The 18,387-nt window shown below is 69.2% G+C and carries 16 protein-coding genes and 1 riboswitch; of the genes, 6 read left to right on the forward strand and 10 right to left on the reverse strand.

Annotation, left to right across the window (positions count from 1 at the left end):
• Positions 1-40 precede the first annotated feature (40 nt).
• The 6 genes from ACFY8U_RS14055 to ACFY8U_RS14080 form a co-directional block, all read right to left on the reverse strand.
• Positions 41-1,057: a ribonucleotide-diphosphate reductase subunit beta gene (locus ACFY8U_RS14055; protein ID WP_361767451.1), complete on the reverse strand. Its 1,017-nt coding sequence runs from the start codon at positions 1,055-1,057 to the stop codon at positions 41-43.
• Entirely contained in the window at positions 1,057-3,420 is a 2,364-nt protein-coding gene (locus ACFY8U_RS14060) for a ribonucleoside-diphosphate reductase subunit alpha (protein WP_389569622.1), read from the reverse strand. Before ACFY8U_RS14060 ends, ACFY8U_RS14055 begins: the two co-directional genes overlap by 1 nt.
• A 127-nt stretch (positions 3,421-3,547) precedes the next feature.
• Positions 3,548-3,682, reverse strand: a riboswitch (cobalamin riboswitch).
• 46 nt (positions 3,683-3,728) lie between these two features.
• Positions 3,729-4,232 (reverse strand): GNAT family N-acetyltransferase, encoded by a 504-nt coding sequence (locus ACFY8U_RS14065; protein ID WP_389569625.1) that lies wholly within the window; start codon positions 4,230-4,232, stop codon positions 3,729-3,731.
• Positions 4,233-4,314: 82 nt separating this feature from the next.
• A complete protein-coding gene (mctP, locus tag ACFY8U_RS14070) occupies positions 4,315-5,934 on the reverse strand; it encodes a monocarboxylate uptake permease MctP (RefSeq protein ID WP_361606474.1) in 1,620 nt (539 codons plus the stop codon).
• Positions 5,931-6,185: a DUF3311 domain-containing protein gene (locus ACFY8U_RS14075; protein ID WP_361436479.1), complete on the reverse strand. Its 255-nt coding sequence runs from the start codon at positions 6,183-6,185 to the stop codon at positions 5,931-5,933. Before ACFY8U_RS14075 ends, mctP begins: the two co-directional genes overlap by 4 nt.
• A 210-nt stretch (positions 6,186-6,395) precedes the next feature.
• The gene (locus ACFY8U_RS14080) at positions 6,396-7,160 is read right to left on the reverse strand and encodes a GntR family transcriptional regulator (RefSeq protein ID WP_361436696.1); all 765 of its coding nucleotides are present in this window, start codon (positions 7,158-7,160) and stop codon (positions 6,396-6,398) included.
• A 283-nt stretch (positions 7,161-7,443) separates the two neighbouring features.
• Between ACFY8U_RS14080 and ACFY8U_RS14085 the strand changes: the two genes are divergently transcribed.
• From ACFY8U_RS14085 to ACFY8U_RS14100, 4 genes are all read left to right on the forward strand, one after another.
• Positions 7,444-8,724, forward strand: coding sequence for an extracellular solute-binding protein (locus tag ACFY8U_RS14085; RefSeq protein WP_389569629.1), 1,281 nt, complete (start codon positions 7,444-7,446; stop codon positions 8,722-8,724).
• 75 nt (positions 8,725-8,799) lie between these two features.
• Positions 8,800-9,792, forward strand: a complete 993-nt coding sequence (locus ACFY8U_RS14090) for a sugar ABC transporter permease (RefSeq protein ID WP_361436485.1) — start codon at positions 8,800-8,802, stop codon at positions 9,790-9,792.
• Positions 9,793-9,836: 44 nt separating this feature from the next.
• Positions 9,837-10,679 carry a carbohydrate ABC transporter permease gene (locus ACFY8U_RS14095; RefSeq protein WP_389569743.1) on the forward strand — a complete coding sequence of 281 codons (843 nt, stop codon included), beginning with the start codon at positions 9,837-9,839 and terminating at the stop codon, positions 10,677-10,679.
• A gap of 8 nt (positions 10,680-10,687) precedes the next feature.
• Positions 10,688-12,205 carry a glycoside hydrolase family 3 protein gene (locus ACFY8U_RS14100; RefSeq protein WP_389569632.1) on the forward strand — a complete coding sequence of 506 codons (1,518 nt, stop codon included), beginning with the start codon at positions 10,688-10,690 and terminating at the stop codon, positions 12,203-12,205.
• Between the two features lie 78 nt (positions 12,206-12,283).
• Here the strand turns inward: ACFY8U_RS14100 and nagB are convergent, their stop codons facing one another.
• Positions 12,284-13,069 (reverse strand): glucosamine-6-phosphate deaminase, encoded by a 786-nt coding sequence (nagB, locus tag ACFY8U_RS14105; RefSeq protein ID WP_389569634.1) that lies wholly within the window; start codon positions 13,067-13,069, stop codon positions 12,284-12,286.
• Between the two features lie 184 nt (positions 13,070-13,253).
• A complete protein-coding gene (locus tag ACFY8U_RS14110; protein WP_389569637.1) occupies positions 13,254-14,006 on the reverse strand; it encodes an SDR family oxidoreductase in 753 nt (250 codons plus the stop codon).
• A gap of 83 nt (positions 14,007-14,089) precedes the next feature.
• On the opposite strand from ACFY8U_RS14110, the gene ACFY8U_RS14115 reads away from it, so the two are divergent.
• Together ACFY8U_RS14115 and ACFY8U_RS14120 are read left to right on the forward strand one after the other, a co-directional pair.
• Complete coding sequence (locus ACFY8U_RS14115) at positions 14,090-14,698, forward strand: TetR/AcrR family transcriptional regulator (protein WP_389569640.1); 609 nt, start codon at positions 14,090-14,092, stop codon at positions 14,696-14,698.
• 430 nt (positions 14,699-15,128) lie between these two features.
• Positions 15,129-16,595: a PAS domain-containing sensor histidine kinase gene (locus tag ACFY8U_RS14120; RefSeq protein ID WP_361436702.1), complete on the forward strand. Its 1,467-nt coding sequence runs from the start codon at positions 15,129-15,131 to the stop codon at positions 16,593-16,595.
• Positions 16,596-16,787: 192 nt separating this feature from the next.
• On the opposite strand, the gene ACFY8U_RS14125 is transcribed toward ACFY8U_RS14120, so the two are convergent.
• Together ACFY8U_RS14125 and ACFY8U_RS14130 are read right to left on the reverse strand one after the other, a co-directional pair.
• Positions 16,788-17,045 (reverse strand): WhiB family transcriptional regulator, encoded by a 258-nt coding sequence (locus tag ACFY8U_RS14125; RefSeq protein ID WP_003953983.1) that lies wholly within the window; start codon positions 17,043-17,045, stop codon positions 16,788-16,790.
• Between the two features lie 317 nt (positions 17,046-17,362).
• Positions 17,363-18,331 (reverse strand): diacylglycerol/lipid kinase family protein, encoded by a 969-nt coding sequence (locus ACFY8U_RS14130; protein ID WP_389569642.1) that lies wholly within the window; start codon positions 18,329-18,331, stop codon positions 17,363-17,365.
• Positions 18,332-18,387: the final 56 nt, after the last annotated feature.

Below are 18,387 nucleotides of genomic sequence, written 5' to 3' on the forward strand. Positions count from 1 at the left end.
CGCTCCCCCCGGAGCGGGGCCCTTCGCCGTGCCGGCGGGACTAGAAGTCCTCGTCCAGGTCCACCGAGCCCTCGACCGCCACCTGGTAGGCGGACGGACGGCGCTCGAAGAAGTTCGTCAGCTCCTGGACGCCCTGGAGCTCCATGAACGCGAACGGGTTCTCGGAGCCGTACACCGGGGCGAAGCCCAGCCGCTGGAGGCGCTGGTCGGCGACGCACTGGAGGTACTCGCGCATCGACTCGGTGTTCATGCCCGGCAGTCCGTCGCCGCACAGGTCACGGCCGAACTGCAGCTCGGCCTCGACGGCCTCCTTCAGCATGTCGGTGACCTGCTGCTGGAGCGCGTCGTCGAAGAGCTCCGGCTCCTCCTTGCGGACGGTGTCCACGACCTCGAAGGCGAAGTTCATGTGCATCGTCTCGTCGCGGAACACCCAGTTGGTGCCGGTCGCGAGGCCGTGCAGCAGACCGCGGGACCGGAACCAGTACACGTAGGCGAAGGCGCCGTAGAAGAACAGGCCCTCGATGCACGCGGCGAAGCAGATCAGGTTCAGCAGGAAGCGACGGCGGTCGGCCTGCGTCTCCAGGCGGTCGATCTTCTCGACCGAGTCCATCCACTTGAAGCAGAACTGCGCCTTCTCGCGGATGGAGGGGATGTTCTCCACCGCGTCGAAGGCCGCCGCGCGGTCCTCCGGGTCGGGCAGGTAGGTGTCGAGCAGCGTCAGATAGAACTGGACGTGCACGGCCTCCTCGAACAGCTGGCGCGAGAGGTACAGCCGCGCCTCGGGGGAGTTGATGTGCTTGTACAGCGTCAGCACGAGGTTGTTGGCGACGATCGAGTCGCCGGTCGCGAAGAACGCCACCAGCCGGCCGATCATGTGCTGCTCACCCGGCGTCAGCTTGGCGAGGTCGGCGACGTCGGAGTGGAGGTCGACCTCCTCCACCGTCCAGGTGTTCTTGATCGCGTCCCGGTAGCGCTCGTAGAAGTCCGGGTAGCGCATCGGACGCAGGGTCAGCTCGAAGCCCGGGTCCAGCAGGTTCTTCTGTTCGTTGGAGCTCATTACTGGCAGGCCTCGCAGGACTCGGGGTTCTCGAGAGAGCAGGCGACGGCCTCTTCGGGGGTCGCCTGTACGGGGATGGGGGCGCTGGCCTGGGCCGCGCGGGCGATCCGGGTCGCCGGACGGGAGCGCAGGTAGTACGTCGTCTTCAGGCCCTGCTTCCAGGCGTACGCGTACATCGACGACAGCTTGCCGATCGTCGGCGTCTCCAGGAACAGGTTCAGGGACTGCGACTGGTCCAGGAACGGCGTACGGGCCGCCGCCATGTCGATCAGACCGCGCTGCGGGATCTCCCACGCCGTCCGGTACAGCTCGCGCACCTCGGCAGGGACCCAGGTGAAGCCGGCCACCGAGCCGTTGGACTCGCGCAGCGCCTCACGGGTCTGCGCGTCCCACACGCCGAGCCTCTTGAGCTCCTCCACCAGGTACGAGTTGACCTGGAGGAACTCACCCGAGAGCGTCTCGCGCTTGAACAGGTTGGAGACCTGCGGCTCGATGCACTCGTACACGCCCGCGATCGAGGCGATCGTCGCCGTCGGCGCGATGGCGAGCAGCAGGCTGTTGCGCATGCCGACCGCGGCGATCCGCTCGCGCAGGGCCGCCCAGCGCTCGGGCCAGTTCAGCTCCACGTCGTAGTGGTCGGGGTGCAGGACACCGCGGGCCGCGCGGGTCTTGTCCCAGGCCGGCAGCGGCCCGTTGCGCTCGGCGAGGTCGGTGGATGCCTCGTACGCGGCGAGCATGATCCGCTCCGCGATACGGGTCGACAGCGCCCGCGCCTCGGCGGAGTCGAAGGGCAGCTTCAGCTGGAAGAAGACGTCCTGGAGGCCCATCGCGCCCAGGCCCACCGGCCGCCAGCGGGCGTTGGAGCGGCCCGCCTGCTCGGTCGGGTAGAAGTTGATGTCCACGACCCGGTCGAGGAAGGTGACGGCCGTACGGACGGTCGCGTCGAGCCGCTCCCAGTCGATGTCCGAACCGACGACGAAAGCGCCGAGGTTGACGGACCCCAGGTTGCAGACGGCGGTCTCGCCGTCGTCCGTGACCTCCAGGATCTCCGTGCAGAGGTTGGAGGAGTGGACCGTGTGGCCCGGCTCCGCGGTCTGGTTGGCCGTACGGTTCGAGGCGTCCTTGAAGGTCATCCAGCCGTTGCCGGTCTGGGCCAGGGTCCGCATCATCCGGCCGTACAGATCACGGGCCGGCATGGTCTTGCGGGCCAGGCCCTTCGCCTCGGCGGCCCGGTAGGCGGCGTCGAACTCGTCGCCCCACAGGTCGACCAGCTCGGGCACGTCGGCCGGGGAGAAGAGCGACCACTCGGCGTCCGCGTTGACCCGGCGCATGAACTCGTCCGGGATCCAGTGGGCCAGGTTCAGGTTGTGCGTACGCCGGGCGTCCTCGCCGGTGTTGTCGCGCAGCTCCAGGAACTCCTCGATGTCCGCGTGCCAGGTCTCCAGGTAGACCGCGGCCGCGCCCTTGCGCCGCCCGCCCTGGTTCACGGCCGCCACCGAGGCGTCCAGCGTCTTCAGGAACGGCACGATGCCGTTGGAGTGCCCGTTGGTGCCGCGGATGAGCGAACCGCGCGCGCGGATGCGGGAGTACGAGAGCCCGATGCCGCCCGCGTGCTTGGAGAGCCGCGCGACCTGGTGGTACCGGTCGTAGATGGAGTCCAGCTCGTCCAGCGGGGAGTCGAGGAGGTAGCAGGACGACATCTGCGGGTGGCGGGTGCCGGAGTTGAAGAGCGTGGGGGAGGAGGGCAGGTAGTCCAGCCGGCTCATCAGCCCGTAGAGCGCGGCGACCTCGTCCAGCGCGCGCGTGGAGTCGTCCTCGGCGAGGCCGCAGGCGACGCGCAGCATGAAGTGCTGCGGGGTCTCGATCACCTGGCGGGTGATCGGGTGGCGCAGGAGGTAGCGGGAGTAGAGGGTCCGCAGACCGAAGTAGCCGAAGCGGTCGTCCGCGGCCGCGTCGATGAGCGCGTCGAGCCGCTCGGCATGCAGCCGGACGAACTCGGCCGTACGGTCGGCGATCAGGCCCTCGCGGTGACCGACCGTGACGGAGGCGGAGAAGGTGACCGAGCCCTGCGAGGCCGCCTCGTCGGCGATCGTGATCGTGAGCAGCCGGGCGGCGAGCCGGGAGTACGCCGGGTCCTCGGCGATCAGACCCGCGGCCGCCTCCGTGGCCAGTTCGCGCAGCTCCGCCTCGTCCGAACCGGCGTTGCGGCCCCGCAGCGCGGCGGCGGCGACCTTGCCCGGGTCGGTGTCGGTGAGGTCGGCGGTGAGGTCGGTCAGGGTCCGCAGAAGCACGGTCCCGGGTCCGTCGCTCTCGTTGCCGTCGCTCTCGATCGCTGCGGCCGGATCGGCGGGCGCGATGGTCACGTGGGGGCTCTCCTCGCTCGGCTCGGGGCCGGCGGAGGGAGGCGGGCGGCGGCCAACCCGTAGACAGGGGAGGGCCGCGCCACGGCCCACTCCGCGAGGCCCGGACGTCTGTGGCACCCGGAACGGACGGACCGGGCGCGCTGCCCACAGGTCTTCGGACTCGGCCCGCGCGCACAAGCACGCAGAAACCACACCGTTGCGGGACAGTTCCGGATTTCCACCGGATTCCCCTGCGAGGACAGCGAGCATGAGCATACATGTGGGGGGCGCTCCTCGAAGCACCCCCCACATGTTGTGTCGTTGGGGAGTCAGAGCTCCAGGGCATAGGTGAGCAGCGGGTCCATGTCGGGCACGGGTGTCCAGTCCCGGCCGGGCGTGCGGACGAAGCCCATCCGCTCGTAGATCCGGTGCGCCGAGGCCATCCGGGGCTGCGTGGAGAGCACCACGCGACGGCAGCCCCCGCTCTCCCGCGCACGCTCCACACAGGCCCGTACGAGCGCCTCGCCGACACCCCGGCCCCGCGCGTCCTTCGCCGCGGCGAGCATCCGGAACTCGGCCTCGCCCTCGCCCGCGATGTCGGCCCACTCCTCGCCGCCCCGGGCGAAGGTCACCCCGCCGAGCACGGCGCCGGCGCCGTCCACGGCGACGAGCACCTCCGCCTCCGCGACCCGCCGGGTGACGTCCCGCAGCAGATGGAGGTAGTCGTCGTCCTCGCCGAAGTCGAGGTGTCCGTCGTCGAGATAGGCGCGCGCGGTGATGTCGCCGAGGGCTTCGTGCTCCTCGGGCCGTACCGCCCTGATGGTGAGGTCCATGGGCGCAGTCTGCCTCGCGGGTACGGCGAAGGGCCCGGGATTTCCTCTCGGAGATCCCGGGCCCTCGCGCGTACCGGAACGGTCAGTGACCGGCGCCGACCTTCGGCAGCGGCTTGACGCCCGCGTCGCCCGCGTCCGCCGTGTAGTCCGACGGCGAGGTCTCGTCCACGCCGTCCGGCGCCTTGACGGCCCTCAGGACGAAGGTCAGGACGACGGTGACGATCACGTTGATCACGAAGGCGGTGAGGCCGATGTAGCCGATCTCGCCGATGCCCGGGATCTCGGCGGACGAGCCGCCGAAGTGCTTCTGGGTCGGGCTGGCCACGCCGTACGCCGCCGCCGTGCCGTAGACCATGCCGACGGCCCAGCCGGCGAGCAGCGCCCAGCGGTGGAACCAGCGGGTGAACAGACCGCCGACCAGCGCCGGGAGGGTCTGCAGGATCCAGATGCCGCCGAGCAGCTGGAAGTTGATCGCGACCGTCTTGTCCATGGTGAGGACGAAGGCGAGCGCGCCGACCTTCACCAGCAGCGACACCAGCTTGGACACCTTGGTCTCCTGCTCCGGCGTGGCGTCCGGCTTCAGGAAGTCCTTGTAGATGTTGCGGGTGAAGAGGTTGGCGGCGGCGATCGACATGATCGCGGCCGGCACCAGCGCGCCGATGCCGATGGCGGCGAAGGCCACACCCGCGAACCAGTCCGGGAACATGTTCTCGAAGAGCTGCGGGATCGCCAGCTGGCCGTTGGAGACCTTGACCCCGGCGGCGATCGCCATGAAGCCGAGCAGCGCCAGCAGGCCCAGCATCAGCGAGTAGAGCGGCAGGATCGTGGTGTTGCGGCGGATCACGTCACGGCTGCGCGAGGAGAGCGTCGCCGTGATCGAGTGCGGGTACATGAAGAGCGCGAGCGCCGAGCCGAGCGCGAGCGTCGCGTAGCCCCACTGGCCCATCTCGCCGGGGACCAGCGCGCCGCGCGGCTTCTCGGTCGCCGGGTTGATCGTCGCGTACGCCTCGCCGGCCTTGGCGAAGATCTCGTCGAAGCCGCCCAGCTTGATCGGGATGTAGATGATCGCCACCGCGATGACGATGTAGATCAGCGTGTCCTTCACGAAGGCGATGAGCGCCGGGGCGCGCAGACCCGAGGAGTAGGTGTACGCCGCGAGGACACCGAAGGCGATGAGCAGCGGCAGGTCCTTGATGAACCAGTGCGTGGTCTCGCCGCCGCCCACGCCCATCACGTCCAGGACGGCCTGGATGCCGACCAGCTGGAGCGCGATGTACGGCATGGTCGCGAGGATGCCGGTGACGGCGACCGCGAGCGAGAGGCCCTTGGAGCCGAACCGGCCACGGACGAAGTCCGAGGTGGTGACGTATCCGTGCTTGTGCGACACCGACCAGAGGCGGGGCAGGAAGGTGAAGATCAGCGGGTAGACCAGGATCGTGTACGGCACGGCGAAGAAGCCCGCCGCGCCCGCCGCGTAGATCGCCGCGGGGACGGCGACGAAGGTGTACGCGGTGTACAGGTCGCCGCCGAGCAGGAACCAGGTCACCCAGGTGCCGAACGAGCGGCCGCCGAGACCCCATTCGTCGAGGCTGTTCTCGTTCTCGGCTCTGCGCCAGCGCGAGGCCAGGAAGCCCATGACCGTGACGGCCAGGAAGAAGAAGATGAAGACGGCGAGCGCTACGCCGTTCACGCCGTCCTTCACTTCGACGCACCTTCCTTGCGGGCGCGCTGGTCACGCTGCCACAGCTTGTAAGCGATCATGGTCAGCACGGTCGAGATGACGACCCAGGCCATCTGGTACCAGTAGAAGAACGGGATGCCGGCGAAGGTCGGTTCGACCTTCGCGTACGAGCTCACCCAGAGCATCGCCACGAATGGCGCGATCAGACAGAGCGCCACCACCACGCGGACCGGTGTGACGACCGGTTGTTTCCCTTGTGTCACTTCAGACATACGGCGACTCCGTCCCCTCGCTGAACACCATGGATCGCATGGATCACCTGCGTAATGCGCGTGAAATCTAGGGGACTGTTTCGTTCCCTGGAACCCCCGTCCGAATAACGGACGGGTGTCGATCTCTGCGGCCCTGCGGACACGACAAAGCCCCGACACTCCTCACGGATGTGCCGGGGCATCGGTTCACGCCGAAATGGCGTGTTCCGCTCAGCCGTTGGGTCGCTGGAGCCTGGCCACGAACTTGTACCGGTCGCCGCGGTACACCGAGCGCACCCACTCGACCGGCTCGCCCTGGGCGTCCAGCGAGTGGCGGGAGAGCATCAGCATCGGCAGGCCCACGTCCGTACCGAGCAGGCCCGCCTCGCGCGGGGTCGCCAGCGAGGTCTCGATGGTCTCCTCGGCCTCGGCGAGGTGCACGTCGTAGACCTCGGCCAGCGCCGTGTAGAGCGAGGTGTACTTCACCAGGGAACGGCGGAGCGCCGGGAAGCGCTTGGCCGAAAGGTGCGTGGTCTCGATCGCCATCGGCTCACCGCTCGCCAGCCGCAGCCGCTCGATCCGCAGCACGCGTCCGCCGGGCGAGATGTCGAGCAGCCCGGCGAGGGTGTCGTCGGCCGTCACGTACCCGATGTCCAGCAGCTGCGAGGTGGGCTCGAGGCCCTGTGCCCGCATGTCCTCGGTGTACGAGGTGAGCTGGAGCGCCTGCGAGACCTTGGGCTTGGCGACGAACGTGCCCTTGCCCTGGATCCTTTCGAGCCGGCCCTCGACGACCAGCTCCTGCAGGGCCTGGCGCACGGTGGTGCGCGAGGTGTCGAACTCCGCGGCGAGTGTGCGCTCCGGCGGGACGGGAGTGCCGGGCGGCAGGGTCTCCGTCATGTCGAGCAAATGCCGCTTCAGTCGGTAGTACTTGGGCACGCGGGCGGTGCGGGTGGCGACCCCGCCCTCTTTCTCCGTGCTGCCCGCGTCCGTGGCCATGGCCTGCCTTCCCGACTCCTGTGCTGCTGCCGTCACCGGCTCCTCCGTCTGTCGCGGCTCACATGGTGGCACGGACCGGTCACGGGTCGTCGCCCTCCCTCAGGTGTCGGTCCGATAACGGACCCGACTGCCCTTCTTATACACCCTTGACACCCCTAAAGGTCTAGGCCAAGCTCCGGGTACTGGTCTAAACCATTAAAGACCAGGTCCCAGCCCCACGAGCACTACTCGACGTATGTCTTCGCGCGGTGGGGGGGTTGCAGGCATCCCTGAGGAGGGTGGCGTGAAGCGCAAGCTCATCGCGGCGATCGGCGTCGCGGGCATCATGGTCTCCATCGCGGCGTGTGGTGGGAACGACAAGAGCGGGGACAACGCCGGCGGCGACGCCAAGGAGCTGACCGTCTGGCTGACGGTCGACGCCCAGAACAACTGGCCGGAGCTGGTCAAGGCCGCCGACGACGCGGTGACCAAGAAGCACCCGGGCATCAAGATCAAGCACGAGTACTACGGCTGGCCGGACAAGAACACCAAGCTCGACGCGGTGCTCGCAACGGACAAGGCCCCGGACGTTGTCGAGATGGGCAACTCCGAGATGATCAGCTACATGGCCAAGGGTGCTTTCGCCGAGGTCGACGCCTCCAAGTTCGAGAACTCGGACCAGTGGCTCGACGCCCTCAAGGAGTCGGTCACCTACAACGGCAAGACCTACGGCGTCCCCTACTACGCCGGTGGCCGTGTGGGCACCTGGCGCAAGGACATCGCCGCCGAGGTGGGCGTCAAGGCCGCCCCGAAGACCTGGGCCGAGCTGACGGCCGCGCTCGACGCCATCCAGAAGAAGAAGGGCGACAAGTTCAGCGCCTGGTACCAGCCGGCACCGGACTGGTACGGCGCGATGGCCTTCGTCTACGGCGCCGGCGGCTCCATCGCCAAGCAGGAAGGCGAGACCTGGAAGGCGAACCTGTCCTCGCCCGAGTCCCTCAAGGGCCTCAACGAGTACAAGGGCATCCTCGACAAGTACATGCACGGCGACAAGACGAAGGACGAGTCCGACCGTCCCGTCGTCTTCGGCCAGGGCAACGCCGCGACGATGTTCGCCGCCGGCTGGGAGGGTGCCACCTCCGCCACCCCCGAGAACGACAAGGTCGGCGGCCTGGCCGACAAGGTCGAGAACTTCGTCATGCCCGGCCCGTCCGGCAAGGCCCTCCCGGTCTTCCTCGGCGGCTCGGACCTGGCCATCCCGGTCAAGTCCAAGGCGCAGGGCGTCGCGGCCGAGTGGATCGCCGCCTTCACCGGTGCCGAGGGCCAGAAGGGTCTCGCCGCCAAGGGCAACCTGCCCAACAACAAGAAGGACCTCGCCCCGCTGAAGGCCGACCCGGCCACCACGGTCCCGGCCACCGCCGCCGAGTCCAGCTGGTTCGTGCCGACCGCCCCGGGCTGGGGCCAGGTCGAGAAGGCCCAGATCCTCAAGACGATGCTCATCGAGATCGCCAACGGCAAGAAGTCGGTCGACGCCGCCGCGAAGGACGCGGACGCCGCGATCGACAAGGTCATCAACACCAAGTGACCTATGGGCAGGGCCCCGTCACGACGACGGGGCCCTGCTGCCCGTACCACGAGAGGGATCGCTGAGGAGCACGGGATGAGTGCCGCAGACACAACCACCGCGAAGGTGCCGCCGGCGCGGCAATCGCCACCATCCGGCTCCGGGGCCGGTACCCCGAAGCCCGGGAAGAAGCCGACCGTGGGCGGGGGTGGGATCCCCTGGCTGTTGCTCGCGCCCTGCCTGCTCGTCCTGCTCCTGGTGCTCGGCTATCCGCTCGTACGCCTGGTCACCCTCTCCTTCCAGGCCTTCGGACAGCCCCAGCTCTGGGGCTTCCAGGAGGCGGAGTGGTCGGGTGTCGAGAACTTCACCAAGATCCTCGGTGACGGCGAGTTCTGGGCCGTCGTCCTGCGCACCGTGATCTTCGCGGGCGGCTGCGTCGTCCTCACGATGGTCCTCGGCATGTTGATCGCGCTGCTGCTCCAGCGGGTCTCCGGCTGGGTCAAGGCGCTCATCAACATCGTGCTCGTGGCGAGCTGGGGCATGCCCATCATCGTCGCCACCGCCATCTTCAAGTGGCTCTTCGACGCCGACTACGGCGTCCTCAACTGGCTGCTCAGCAAGGTGCCCGGCGTCGACATGATCGGCCACAACTGGTTCGCCAACGGCCCCCAGGGCCTGGCCGTGATCATGCTGCTCGTCGTCTGGGGCGCCGTTCCCTTCGTCGTCATCACGCTCAGCGCCGGCCTGACCCAGGTCCCCAAGGAGCTGGAGGAGGCCGCCCGCCTCGACGGCGCCGGAGCCTGGGGCGTCTTCCGCTTCGTCACGCTGCCCATCCTCAAGCCGATCATCGTCATGCTGACGACGCTCTCGGTGATCTGGGACATGGGCGTCTTCCCGCAGGTCTACGTGATGCGCAACGGCCACCCCGAGGCGGAGTTCCAGCTGCTCACCACGTACTCGTTCGACAAGGCCTTCGTCGTCAACGACTACGGCACCGGCTCCGCGATCGCGCTCGTCACCGTCGTCCTGCTGCTCGGCGTGGTCGCCGTGTACATGCGTCAGATGCTCAAGATCGGAGAAGTGGAGTGACCACGGACACCGCTGCTCCCGCCGTCCCCGCGGCCGCCCCCGCCGTGGCCCCGCGCCCCGTCACCCGGCGACGCAAGTCCAAGCTCGGCTGGAACCTCGTCGGGCTCCTCGTCTTCGTGACGATCGGCTTCCCGGTCTACTGGATGGTCAACACGGCCTTCAAGCCGGCCAAGGACGCCATCGACCCCGACCCGCACTTCTTCCCCTCCACCTTCACGCTGGAGAACTTCAAGCGCGCGCTGGACATCGCCGACTTCTGGGGCCCGGTCACCCGCAGCCTCATCGTCTCGTCCGTGGTCGTCGTCATCGGCATCATCGTGGGCATGCTGGCGGCGCTCGCCATATCCCGCTTCGCCTTCCGCGGCCGCAAGATCGTGATCGTCGGCATCCTCGCCGTCCAGATGGTCCCGCTCGTCGCGATGATCATCCCGGTCTTCCTGATGCTCAACGACCTGGGCCAGTACGACAAGATCAGCGGCCTGATCATCACGTACCTGACGTTCATCCTCCCCTTCACGGTGTGGACGCTGCGCGGCTTCATCGTCAACATCCCCAAGGAGCTGGAGGAAGCCGCCCAGGTCGACGGCTGCACCCGCACCGGCGCGTTCGTCCGGGTCGTCTTCCCGCTGCTCGCCCCCGGCATGGTCGCCACCTCCGTCTACGGCTTCATCCAGGCGTGGAACGAGTACCTCTACGCGCTGATGCTGATGAGCCAGCAGAACCAGACGGCCACCGTCTGGCTCGGCAACTTCATCACGAAGAACGGCACCGAGTACGCCCCGATGATGGCGGGCTCCACGATGATGGCCGTTCCCATCGTGATCCTCTTCCTCCTCGTCCAGCGCAAGATGGCCGCGGGCCTGACGGCCGGCGCGGTGAAGGGATGACGCCGCCCATGACCACAGTCGCAACCGCCTCGGACACCCTGACCCGGGACGCGCTCACGGTCCTCCAGCCCGGCTTCCTCGGCACCACCGCGCCCGACTGGCTGCTCCGCAGGATCGGTGAAGGCCTCTCCTCCGTCGGGCTCTTCGGCCGGAACATCGCCTCCCCCGAGCAGCTCGCCGCCCTCACCGCGCGGCTGCGGTCCGAGCGCGACGACGTCCTGGTCGCCATCGACGAGGAGGGCGGGGACGTCACGCGCCTGGAGGTCCGGAACGGCTCCTCCTTCCCCGGCAGCTACGCTCTCGGCGCGGTCGACGACGTCGACCTCACCCGGGCCGTCGCCGAGGAGCTCGGCCGTCGGCTCGCCGCCTGCGGGGTCGACCTCAACTGGGCGCCGTCGGCCGACGTCAACTCCAACGCCGACAACCCGGTCATCGGCGTCCGCTCCTTCGGCGCCGGCCCCGACCTGGTCGCCCGGCACACCGTGGCGTACGTCGAGGGCCTCCAGGCCGTCGGTGTCGCCGCCTGCACCAAGCACTTCCCCGGGCACGGCGACACGAACGTGGACTCGCACCACGCGATGCCCCGGATCGATGTGGGCCTCGCCACACTGCACGCCCGTGAGCTGGTACCTTTCCGCGCCGCGATCGCCGCGGGTACCAAAGCAGTCATGACCGCGCATATCCTGCTCTCCGCGCTCGACCCGGACCGCCCGGCGACCCTGAGCCCGCAGATCCTCACCGGTCTGCTGCGCCAGGAGCTGGGCTTCGAGGGGCTGATCGTCACCGACGGCATGGAGATGCAGGCCATCGCGTCGACGTACGGCATCGAGCGCGGATCCGTCCTCGCGATCGCCGCGGGCGCCGACGCGATCTGCGTCGGCGGCGGGCTGGCCGACGAGGACACCGTACTGCGGCTGCGCGACGCGCTGGTCACAGCGGTACGGACCGGTGAACTGCCCGAGGAGCGGCTGGCCGACGCCGCGGCGCGCGTACGCGCCCTGGCGGCCTGGACCCAGGCGCACCGGGCCAGGGGGGCTGTATCGGGGCCGGGCGCGGCAGTGCAGGAGGGGACCGCGCCCGGCACCGAGATCGGACTCGTCGCGGCCCGCCGGGCCCTGGCGGTCACGACGGGGGAGGGGCCGTACACCCCGGTCACCAGCGCCCCCTACGTCGCCGCCTTCACCCCGGTCGCCAACTTCGCCGTGGGCGACGAGACGCCCTGGGGGGTCGCGGCGGAGCTGGAGCGGCTGCTGCCCGGCACCGAGACCGGCGCGTACGACGAGCCCTCGGTGGACGCCGTGCTCGCCGCCGCGGGGGAGCGCCGGATCGTCGCGGTCGTACGGGACGCCCACCGGCACGCGTGGATGACCGAGGCCCTCGACGCCCTTCTCGCGGCCCGACCGGACACGGTCGTGGTGGAGATGGGCCTGAACCAGGCCGAGCCCCGGGGCGCACTGCACATCGCCACGCACGGCGCCGCCCGGGTCTGCGGCCGCGCGGCGGCGGAGGTCATCGCCGGGGTCTGAGACCGGCTTATGAGCGGCGTACGCGGAGGGGCCCGGCACCTGGATCCAGGTGCCGGGCCCCTCTCGCCGTACCGGCCTTCAGATGCCCTGCCAGGAGGGCTTGTTGGCGAAGGTGTGGCGGAAGTAGTCCGCGAGCTTCAGCTTGGACGCGGCGGCCTCGTCCACGACGACCGTGGCGTGCGGGTGCAGCTGCAGCGCGGACGCCGGTACGAGCGCGGCGACCGGACCCTCGACGGTCTGGGCCACGGCGTCGGCCTTGCCCTCGCCGGTGGCCAGGAGCACCAGGTGACGGGCCTCCAGGATCGTGCCGATGCCCTGGGTGATGACGTGGTGCGGCACCTGCTCGATGTCGTTGTCGAAGAAGCGCGCGTTGTCGACACGGGTCTGCTCGGTGAGCGTCTTGATCCGCGTCCGCGACGCGAGAGACGAGCAGGGCTCGTTGAAGCCGATGTGGCCGTCGGTCCCGATGCCGAGGATCTGGAGGTCGACCCCGCCCGCGTCGCGCAGGGCCTGGTCGTACGCCTCGCAGGCCGCCTGCACGTCGTCGGCCGAGCCGTCGGGGCCCATGAAGGCGCCCGCGGAGAGCCCGAGCGGCTCGACGACCTGGCGCAGCACGGTGGAGCGGTACGACTCCGGGTGCCCGGTGGGCAGCCCGACGTACTCGTCCAGCTGAGCGATCCGGGCGCGCGAGGCGTCCACGGAACCGGCCTTGACCTGGGCGATCAGGGCCTCGTAGATGGGCAGCGGAGTCGAGCCGGTGGCAACGCCGAGCAGCGCGTCGGGCTTGCGGCGCAGGAGGCCGGCGATGCCGTCCGCGATGAGCTCTCCGCCTGCCCTGGCGTCCGGGACGATGACAACTTCCACGCTTTGCCTGCCGATCTGGTGAGGGGCTGGTGAGGGGCCTGGTGGTATAGACCAATCAAAGTTCAATCTAGCAGAGCGATGGCCGTTCGCTCAGGCCCTTCCGACCCGCGGACGATGCCGGCGGGTGCCCTCCCCATGGTCGAACGGCGCGCCCCACGCAGCCACCCGAGCCCTCCCCCCTCCGTCAGGCGATCGAGCCTCCCGTGGCGTCGATCCACTGACCCGTCACCCAGCGCCCGTCGTTCGAGGCCAGGAAGGCCACCACATCGGCTATGTCCGCGGGAGTGCCGACCTTCCCGAGTGTCGACAGCGCCGCCGCGCCCGCCCACGCCTCCTCGTTCCCCCGCAGCCAGTCCGCGTTGACGTCCGTGTCCACGATCCCCGGCGCCACCGCGTTGACCGTGATGCCCCGGCCGCCCAGCACCTTGGACAGATAGCGCGTGAAGGTGTCCAGGGCGCTCTTGGACATCGCGTACGCGATCAGCTCCGGCATGATCGCCGCGTGGCTCAGCCCGGTGGAGATGTTGATGATCCGTCCCCCGTCGCGCAGCCGCTCGGCCCCCCGCTGCGCCAGGAAGAACGCGGCCTTGGTGTTCACCGCGAAGACCCGGTCGTACTCCGCCTCGTCGATGGTGGCGAACGGCCGCGAGGTCCCGATCCCGGCGTTGTTGACGAGGATGTCCAGCCCGTCGGCCAGATCGTCGAACCGCTCCCAGAGCGCAGCCGCGTCCCCCTGTACCCCCAGCTCCTGGCCGATCGCGAAGGCCTCGCCGCCCGCCTCCTCGATCGCCGCGACGGTCTCCTTCGCGGCCGTCTCATTGGTCCCGTAGTGCACCGCGACCCGCGCGCCGTCCCGCCCGAGCCGCTCGGCGATGCCCCGCCCGATGCCCCGGCTTCCGCCCGTGACCAGCGCCGTCTTCCCCGTGAGCGCACCCATCGGACGCCCCCCTCACTTCCGTAGTGGTCGTTACAGAAAGAACCGTAGCACCCTTTCGTAATGCCCGCTATAGAATTGGCGCCATGACGACGAAACAGCGCGGCCGCCCCCGCTCCTTCGACCGCCTGACGGCGCTGGAGCAGGCCACGATGGCGTTCTGGGAGCACGGCTACGAGACCACCTCCGTCTCCGACCTCACCCGCGCCATGGGCATCAGCGCCCCGAGCCTCTACGCGGCCTTCGGCGACAAGAAGGCCCTGTTCGAGGAGGTCGTGGAGGCGTACGCCGTCAGTTACGGCGCGTATGGCGGCCAGGCGTTCGAGGAGGAGCCGACGGCGCGTGGCGCGCTCGGCCGGATGCTCGTGGAGGCGGCGGACGTCTTCACCGACCCGTCCCATCCGCGCGGCTGTCTGATGATCTCCGCCGCCACCAACTGCTCGACCCCGGAGGTCGAGGAGGCCCTGCGCGATCGGCGCAACAGCAACCTGGCGTCGTTCGAGGAGCGGATCCGGCAGGGTGTCGACGCGGGCGAGCTCCCGGCGGACACCGACGCGGGCGCGCTGGCCCGGCTGTACGGAGCGGTCCTCCAGGGCATGTCCCAGCAGTCCAGGGACGGTGCCACCAGGGCAGAGCTGGAGGCGGTCGCGGAGGCGGCGATGCTGGCCTGGCCGGCCGCCCCGGCCGCGAGCTGAGCCCTCCGGGCCTCCGTAGGCCCCTGCAGTCCCGTAGGTCCCCACAGTCCCGGCGGCACACAGCCCCGGAAGTCGGCCCGGCAGTACCCACAGGCCCCGAAAACACCCGCGGGCTACGGCGCCCGACGGGACCCTCAACCCGTCCGGCACCGCAGCCCGGAGTTGCCCGGCCGAGGATGTGCGGTCCCACGGCCGTGATGGGAGGTCTCGGCGCAGTCAGGGCAGAGAGCGCCGATCACCTCGTCCGCCCTCCTGTGCGGGGAGGGCGGAGGTATCGAAAGAATGCTGCCTCGCCATTGTGGACTAGACCATTCTCGTCTGTCCATCCATCGGCAAGGCTGCGTTCCCGGTCCATCCTCCAACACGAAGGCCGCGAGATCCAGGTTCATCGCCCATCGATTCCGCAGGTACGCTCGCTCATGTGCCCTCCATGAACGACCTCGTCCGCCAGCACACCGCTCTGAGTGAGTCCGACCTCGAGTGGCTCCACCTGCTGGTCTCGGAGTGGCAGCTGCTCTCCGACCTCTCCTTCGCCGACCTCGTTCTCTGGGTCCCCACCCTGGACGGCACGCGCTACGTCTCCGTCGCCCAGATGCGGCCCAACACCGGCCCGACCTCCTACCAGGACGACATGGTCGGCCATCTGGTTCCGCGCGGCCGCCGCCCGCTGCTCGACGCCGCCCTCGATGAGGGCCGGATCGTGCGCGAGGGCGACCCGGAGTGGCGTGAGGAGGTTCCCGTGCGGGTCGAGTCCATCCCCGTACGCCGCGAGGGCCGCGTCCTCGGTGTCATCGCCCGCAACACCAACCTGCTCACCGTGCGGACCCCCTCCCGTCTGGAGCTCACCTACCTCCAGTCCGCCTCCGACCTTGCCCAGATGATCGCCGCCGGCACCTTCCCCTTCCCCGGGGAGGCGAGCGACATGGACTCCTCGCCGCGGGCCGGCGACGGACTGATCCGGCTCGACGCCGACGGCATCGTCCAGTACGCCTCGCCCAACGCCCTCTCCGCGTACCACCGGCTCGGCCTCGCCGCCGACCTCGTCGGCCAGCACCTCGGCCAGATCACCGCCGAACTCGCCCCCTCCCGCGGCCCCGTCGACGAGGCCCTGGTCAAACTGGCCTCCGGCTACGCCCCGCGCGAGGCCGAGGTCGAGGGCAACGGGGGCGTGATCCAGCTCCGCGCGATCCCGCTCAAGCCCAAGGGCACCCGCATCGGCTCGCTCGTCCTGCTCCGCGACGTCACCGAACTGCGCCGCCGCGAGCGAGAGTTGATCACCAAGGACGCCACCATCCGGGAGATCCACCACCGGGTGAAGAACAACCTCCAGACCGTCGCCGCGCTGCTGCGCCTCCAGGCGCGCCGGATGGACTCCGACCGCGGGCGCGAGGCTCTCAACGAGGCTGTACGCAGGGTCGGTTCGATCGCCATCGTGCACGAGACCCTGTCTCAGAACCTGGACGAGCGGGTGGAGTTCGACGAGATCGCCGACCGGGTGATCGCGATGGTCGCCGAGATCTCCCCGGGCAAGGTGACCTGCCGGCGCAACGGCCGCTTCGGCATCCTCGACGCCGAGGTCGCCACCCCCCTCTCCATGGTCCTCACCGAGATTCTCCAGAACGCCCTGGAGCACGCCTTCGCGCAGGGTGAGCACGGCACCGTCGAGGTCACGGCCGTCCGCGGCGAACCCCGCGCCGACGCCCGGCTGCTGATCACGGTCAAGGACGACGGCCGCGGTCTGCCCGAGGGCTTCGACCCGCAGCGCGCCGGCAACCTGGGCCTGCAGATCGTACGGACCCTGGTGGAGGGGGAGTTGGGCGGCACGTTCGACATGCAGCCGGGCGCGGAGCGCGGGACCAGGGTGGTCCTCGACATCCCCGTACGTTCCCAGAAGTAGCCGAGCCGCCTGGCGCACGCCATCGAACGCCGCGGCGTCTACCACCCGATGAGCAGGCGCACAGCAGCGAGCCCCGGACCGAGGGAACGGTCCGGGGCTCGAATGCTGTGGGTTACTTCTGCGCGCTGCGGCTCGGGAGCGGTGATTGCGTACGCGATGTACGCGCCGCCTGCCTCAGGCTCTTCAGGGTGCTCAGGCGCTGGCGTTGCGCGCCCGGTTACGAGCGGCACGGCGCTTCATCGCGCGGCGCTCGTCCTCGCTGAGGCCACCCCAGACGCCGGAGTCCTGGCCGGACTCGAGCGCCCACTGCAGGCACTGCTCCATGACGGGGCAGCGGCGGCAGACGGCCTTGGCTTCCTCGATCTGCAGCAGCGCAGGACCGGTGTTGCCGATGGGGAAGAACAGCTCGGGGTCTTCCTCACGACAAACGGCGTTGTGACGCCAGTCCATGGCTGCTACCTCTCTGAGTGTTACAAGCTGGTTGCTTGTGAATGTGAACGCTTTCACGAATCCCCCCGTAAGTGAAGGGCCGACTGCCAGATGAACTGGTGTGGTCCTTGGACTGAGGAGGGGTTCTGGCTCTCAGTGGAGGCCGGTCTTGCGGGCCGTCCCGATCGCCAAGAAGAGACTCGCAAACCTCGGCAGCGGATACAACCCCTTCCGGAAAGTTTTTTTTGATTCCTCGGTGTCGACTAGGTCACAGCCGTACTTCTAAGGGGTGGATGGCAGCCTAAACGTTCGAGTGAAAGGACTTTAGGCCCTTCCACTCACACAATCACACGCAGTGCACGGCGAACGCCTGTGAACGTCACGCTCGTACGCAGTCCGAGGTGGTCTCCGTCCATCTGGAGGGGGAGTGGAACCTTCGAATGCAAGGTGAAGTCGGTGAGGTCGTGAAGAGTCAGGGCGTGCTTGCCGTGCGGGCCGCGCTCGGGGCTGGAAGTGAGCAGCTGAGTGGCGTACCGGGCCACCGCGGGGGCCGAGAGCCGGCTCAGTCCGAGCACGTCGAGGGCCGTCTCGAACGATGCCTCCGGAGACGCGTACACCGGACGATTGCCCAGGTAGGTCCAGGGGGAGGTGTTGCAGATTATGGACAGGACCAGGTCCTCGACCGGCGCCTCGCCGGGGCGGGACAGGGTGATCGTTCCGTGCCGGCGGTTGGGCTCCTCAAGGAACTGACGGAACACCTGCCGGAGGTACAGCGCGTGCGTGGATCTCTTGCCGCGTTCCCGTTGCTGTTCGACTCGCCCGATGACACTCGCGTCGAAACCGAATCCGGCGCAGAACGTGAACCAGCGGGACGGGACCCCTTCGTCCTCCGTCCCGGGCGTACCGGACGCGAGCCCGAGGCTCACTGTGCGTGCACGGCGCTCACGGAGCGCGTCGAGCAGAGCGCCGGTCGCCTCCACGGCGTCGTTGGGCAGTCCGAGCGCCCGGGCGAAGACATTGGTCGAGCCGCCCGGGACGACCGCGAGCCCCGGAAGCCTGTCCGGATCCGGACCACCGTGAAGGAGTCCGTTGACGACCTCGTTCACCGTCCCGTCGCCACCGAGAGCGACGACCATCTCGATGTCCTCGGACTCGGCGGCCCGGCGACCGAGGTCCCGGGCGTGCCCGCGGTACTCGGTGGTGACGGCCTCCAGCTTCATCTCGCTCGCGAGGGCGTGGATGAGGACGTCACGCGTGCGGGCACTGGTGGTGGTGGCTGCCGGATTGACCACAAGAAGTGCGCGCATGGCCGCCAGCGTACCTACCCGGCGGTACCGATCCCAGTCGTGGCCATCAGGCGGAC

Source organism: Streptomyces sp. NPDC012508 (assembly GCF_042902595.1).
Lineage (GTDB): Bacteria > Actinomycetota > Actinomycetes > Streptomycetales > Streptomycetaceae > Streptomyces.

Bases quoted from the DNA above. Each gene is read 5' to 3' on its own strand.
- ACFY8U_RS14055 (WP_361767451.1), bottom strand. From the start codon at position 1,057: ATGAGCTCCAACGAACAGAAGAACCTGCTGGACCCGGGCTTCGAGCTG.
- ACFY8U_RS14065 (WP_389569625.1), bottom strand. From the start codon at position 4,232: ATGGACCTCACCATCAGGGCGGTACGGCCCGAGGAGCACGAAGCCCTC.
- ACFY8U_RS14075 (WP_361436479.1), bottom strand. From the start codon at position 6,185: ATGTCTGAAGTGACACAAGGGAAACAACCGGTCGTCACACCGGTCCGC.
- ACFY8U_RS14080 (WP_361436696.1), bottom strand. From the start codon at position 7,160: ATGGCCACGGACGCGGGCAGCACGGAGAAAGAGGGCGGGGTCGCCACC.
- ACFY8U_RS14090 (WP_361436485.1), top strand. From the start codon at position 8,800: ATGAGTGCCGCAGACACAACCACCGCGAAGGTGCCGCCGGCGCGGCAA.
- ACFY8U_RS14100 (WP_389569632.1), top strand. From the start codon at position 10,688: ATGACCACAGTCGCAACCGCCTCGGACACCCTGACCCGGGACGCGCTC.
- ACFY8U_RS14110 (WP_389569637.1), bottom strand. From the start codon at position 14,006: ATGGGTGCGCTCACGGGGAAGACGGCGCTGGTCACGGGCGGAAGCCGG.
- ACFY8U_RS14115 (WP_389569640.1), top strand. From the start codon at position 14,090: ATGACGACGAAACAGCGCGGCCGCCCCCGCTCCTTCGACCGCCTGACG.
- ACFY8U_RS14120 (WP_361436702.1), top strand. From the start codon at position 15,129: ATGAACGACCTCGTCCGCCAGCACACCGCTCTGAGTGAGTCCGACCTC.
- ACFY8U_RS14125 (WP_003953983.1), bottom strand. From the start codon at position 17,045: ATGGACTGGCGTCACAACGCCGTTTGTCGTGAGGAAGACCCCGAGCTG.
- ACFY8U_RS14130 (WP_389569642.1), bottom strand. From the start codon at position 18,331: ATGCGCGCACTTCTTGTGGTCAATCCGGCAGCCACCACCACCAGTGCC.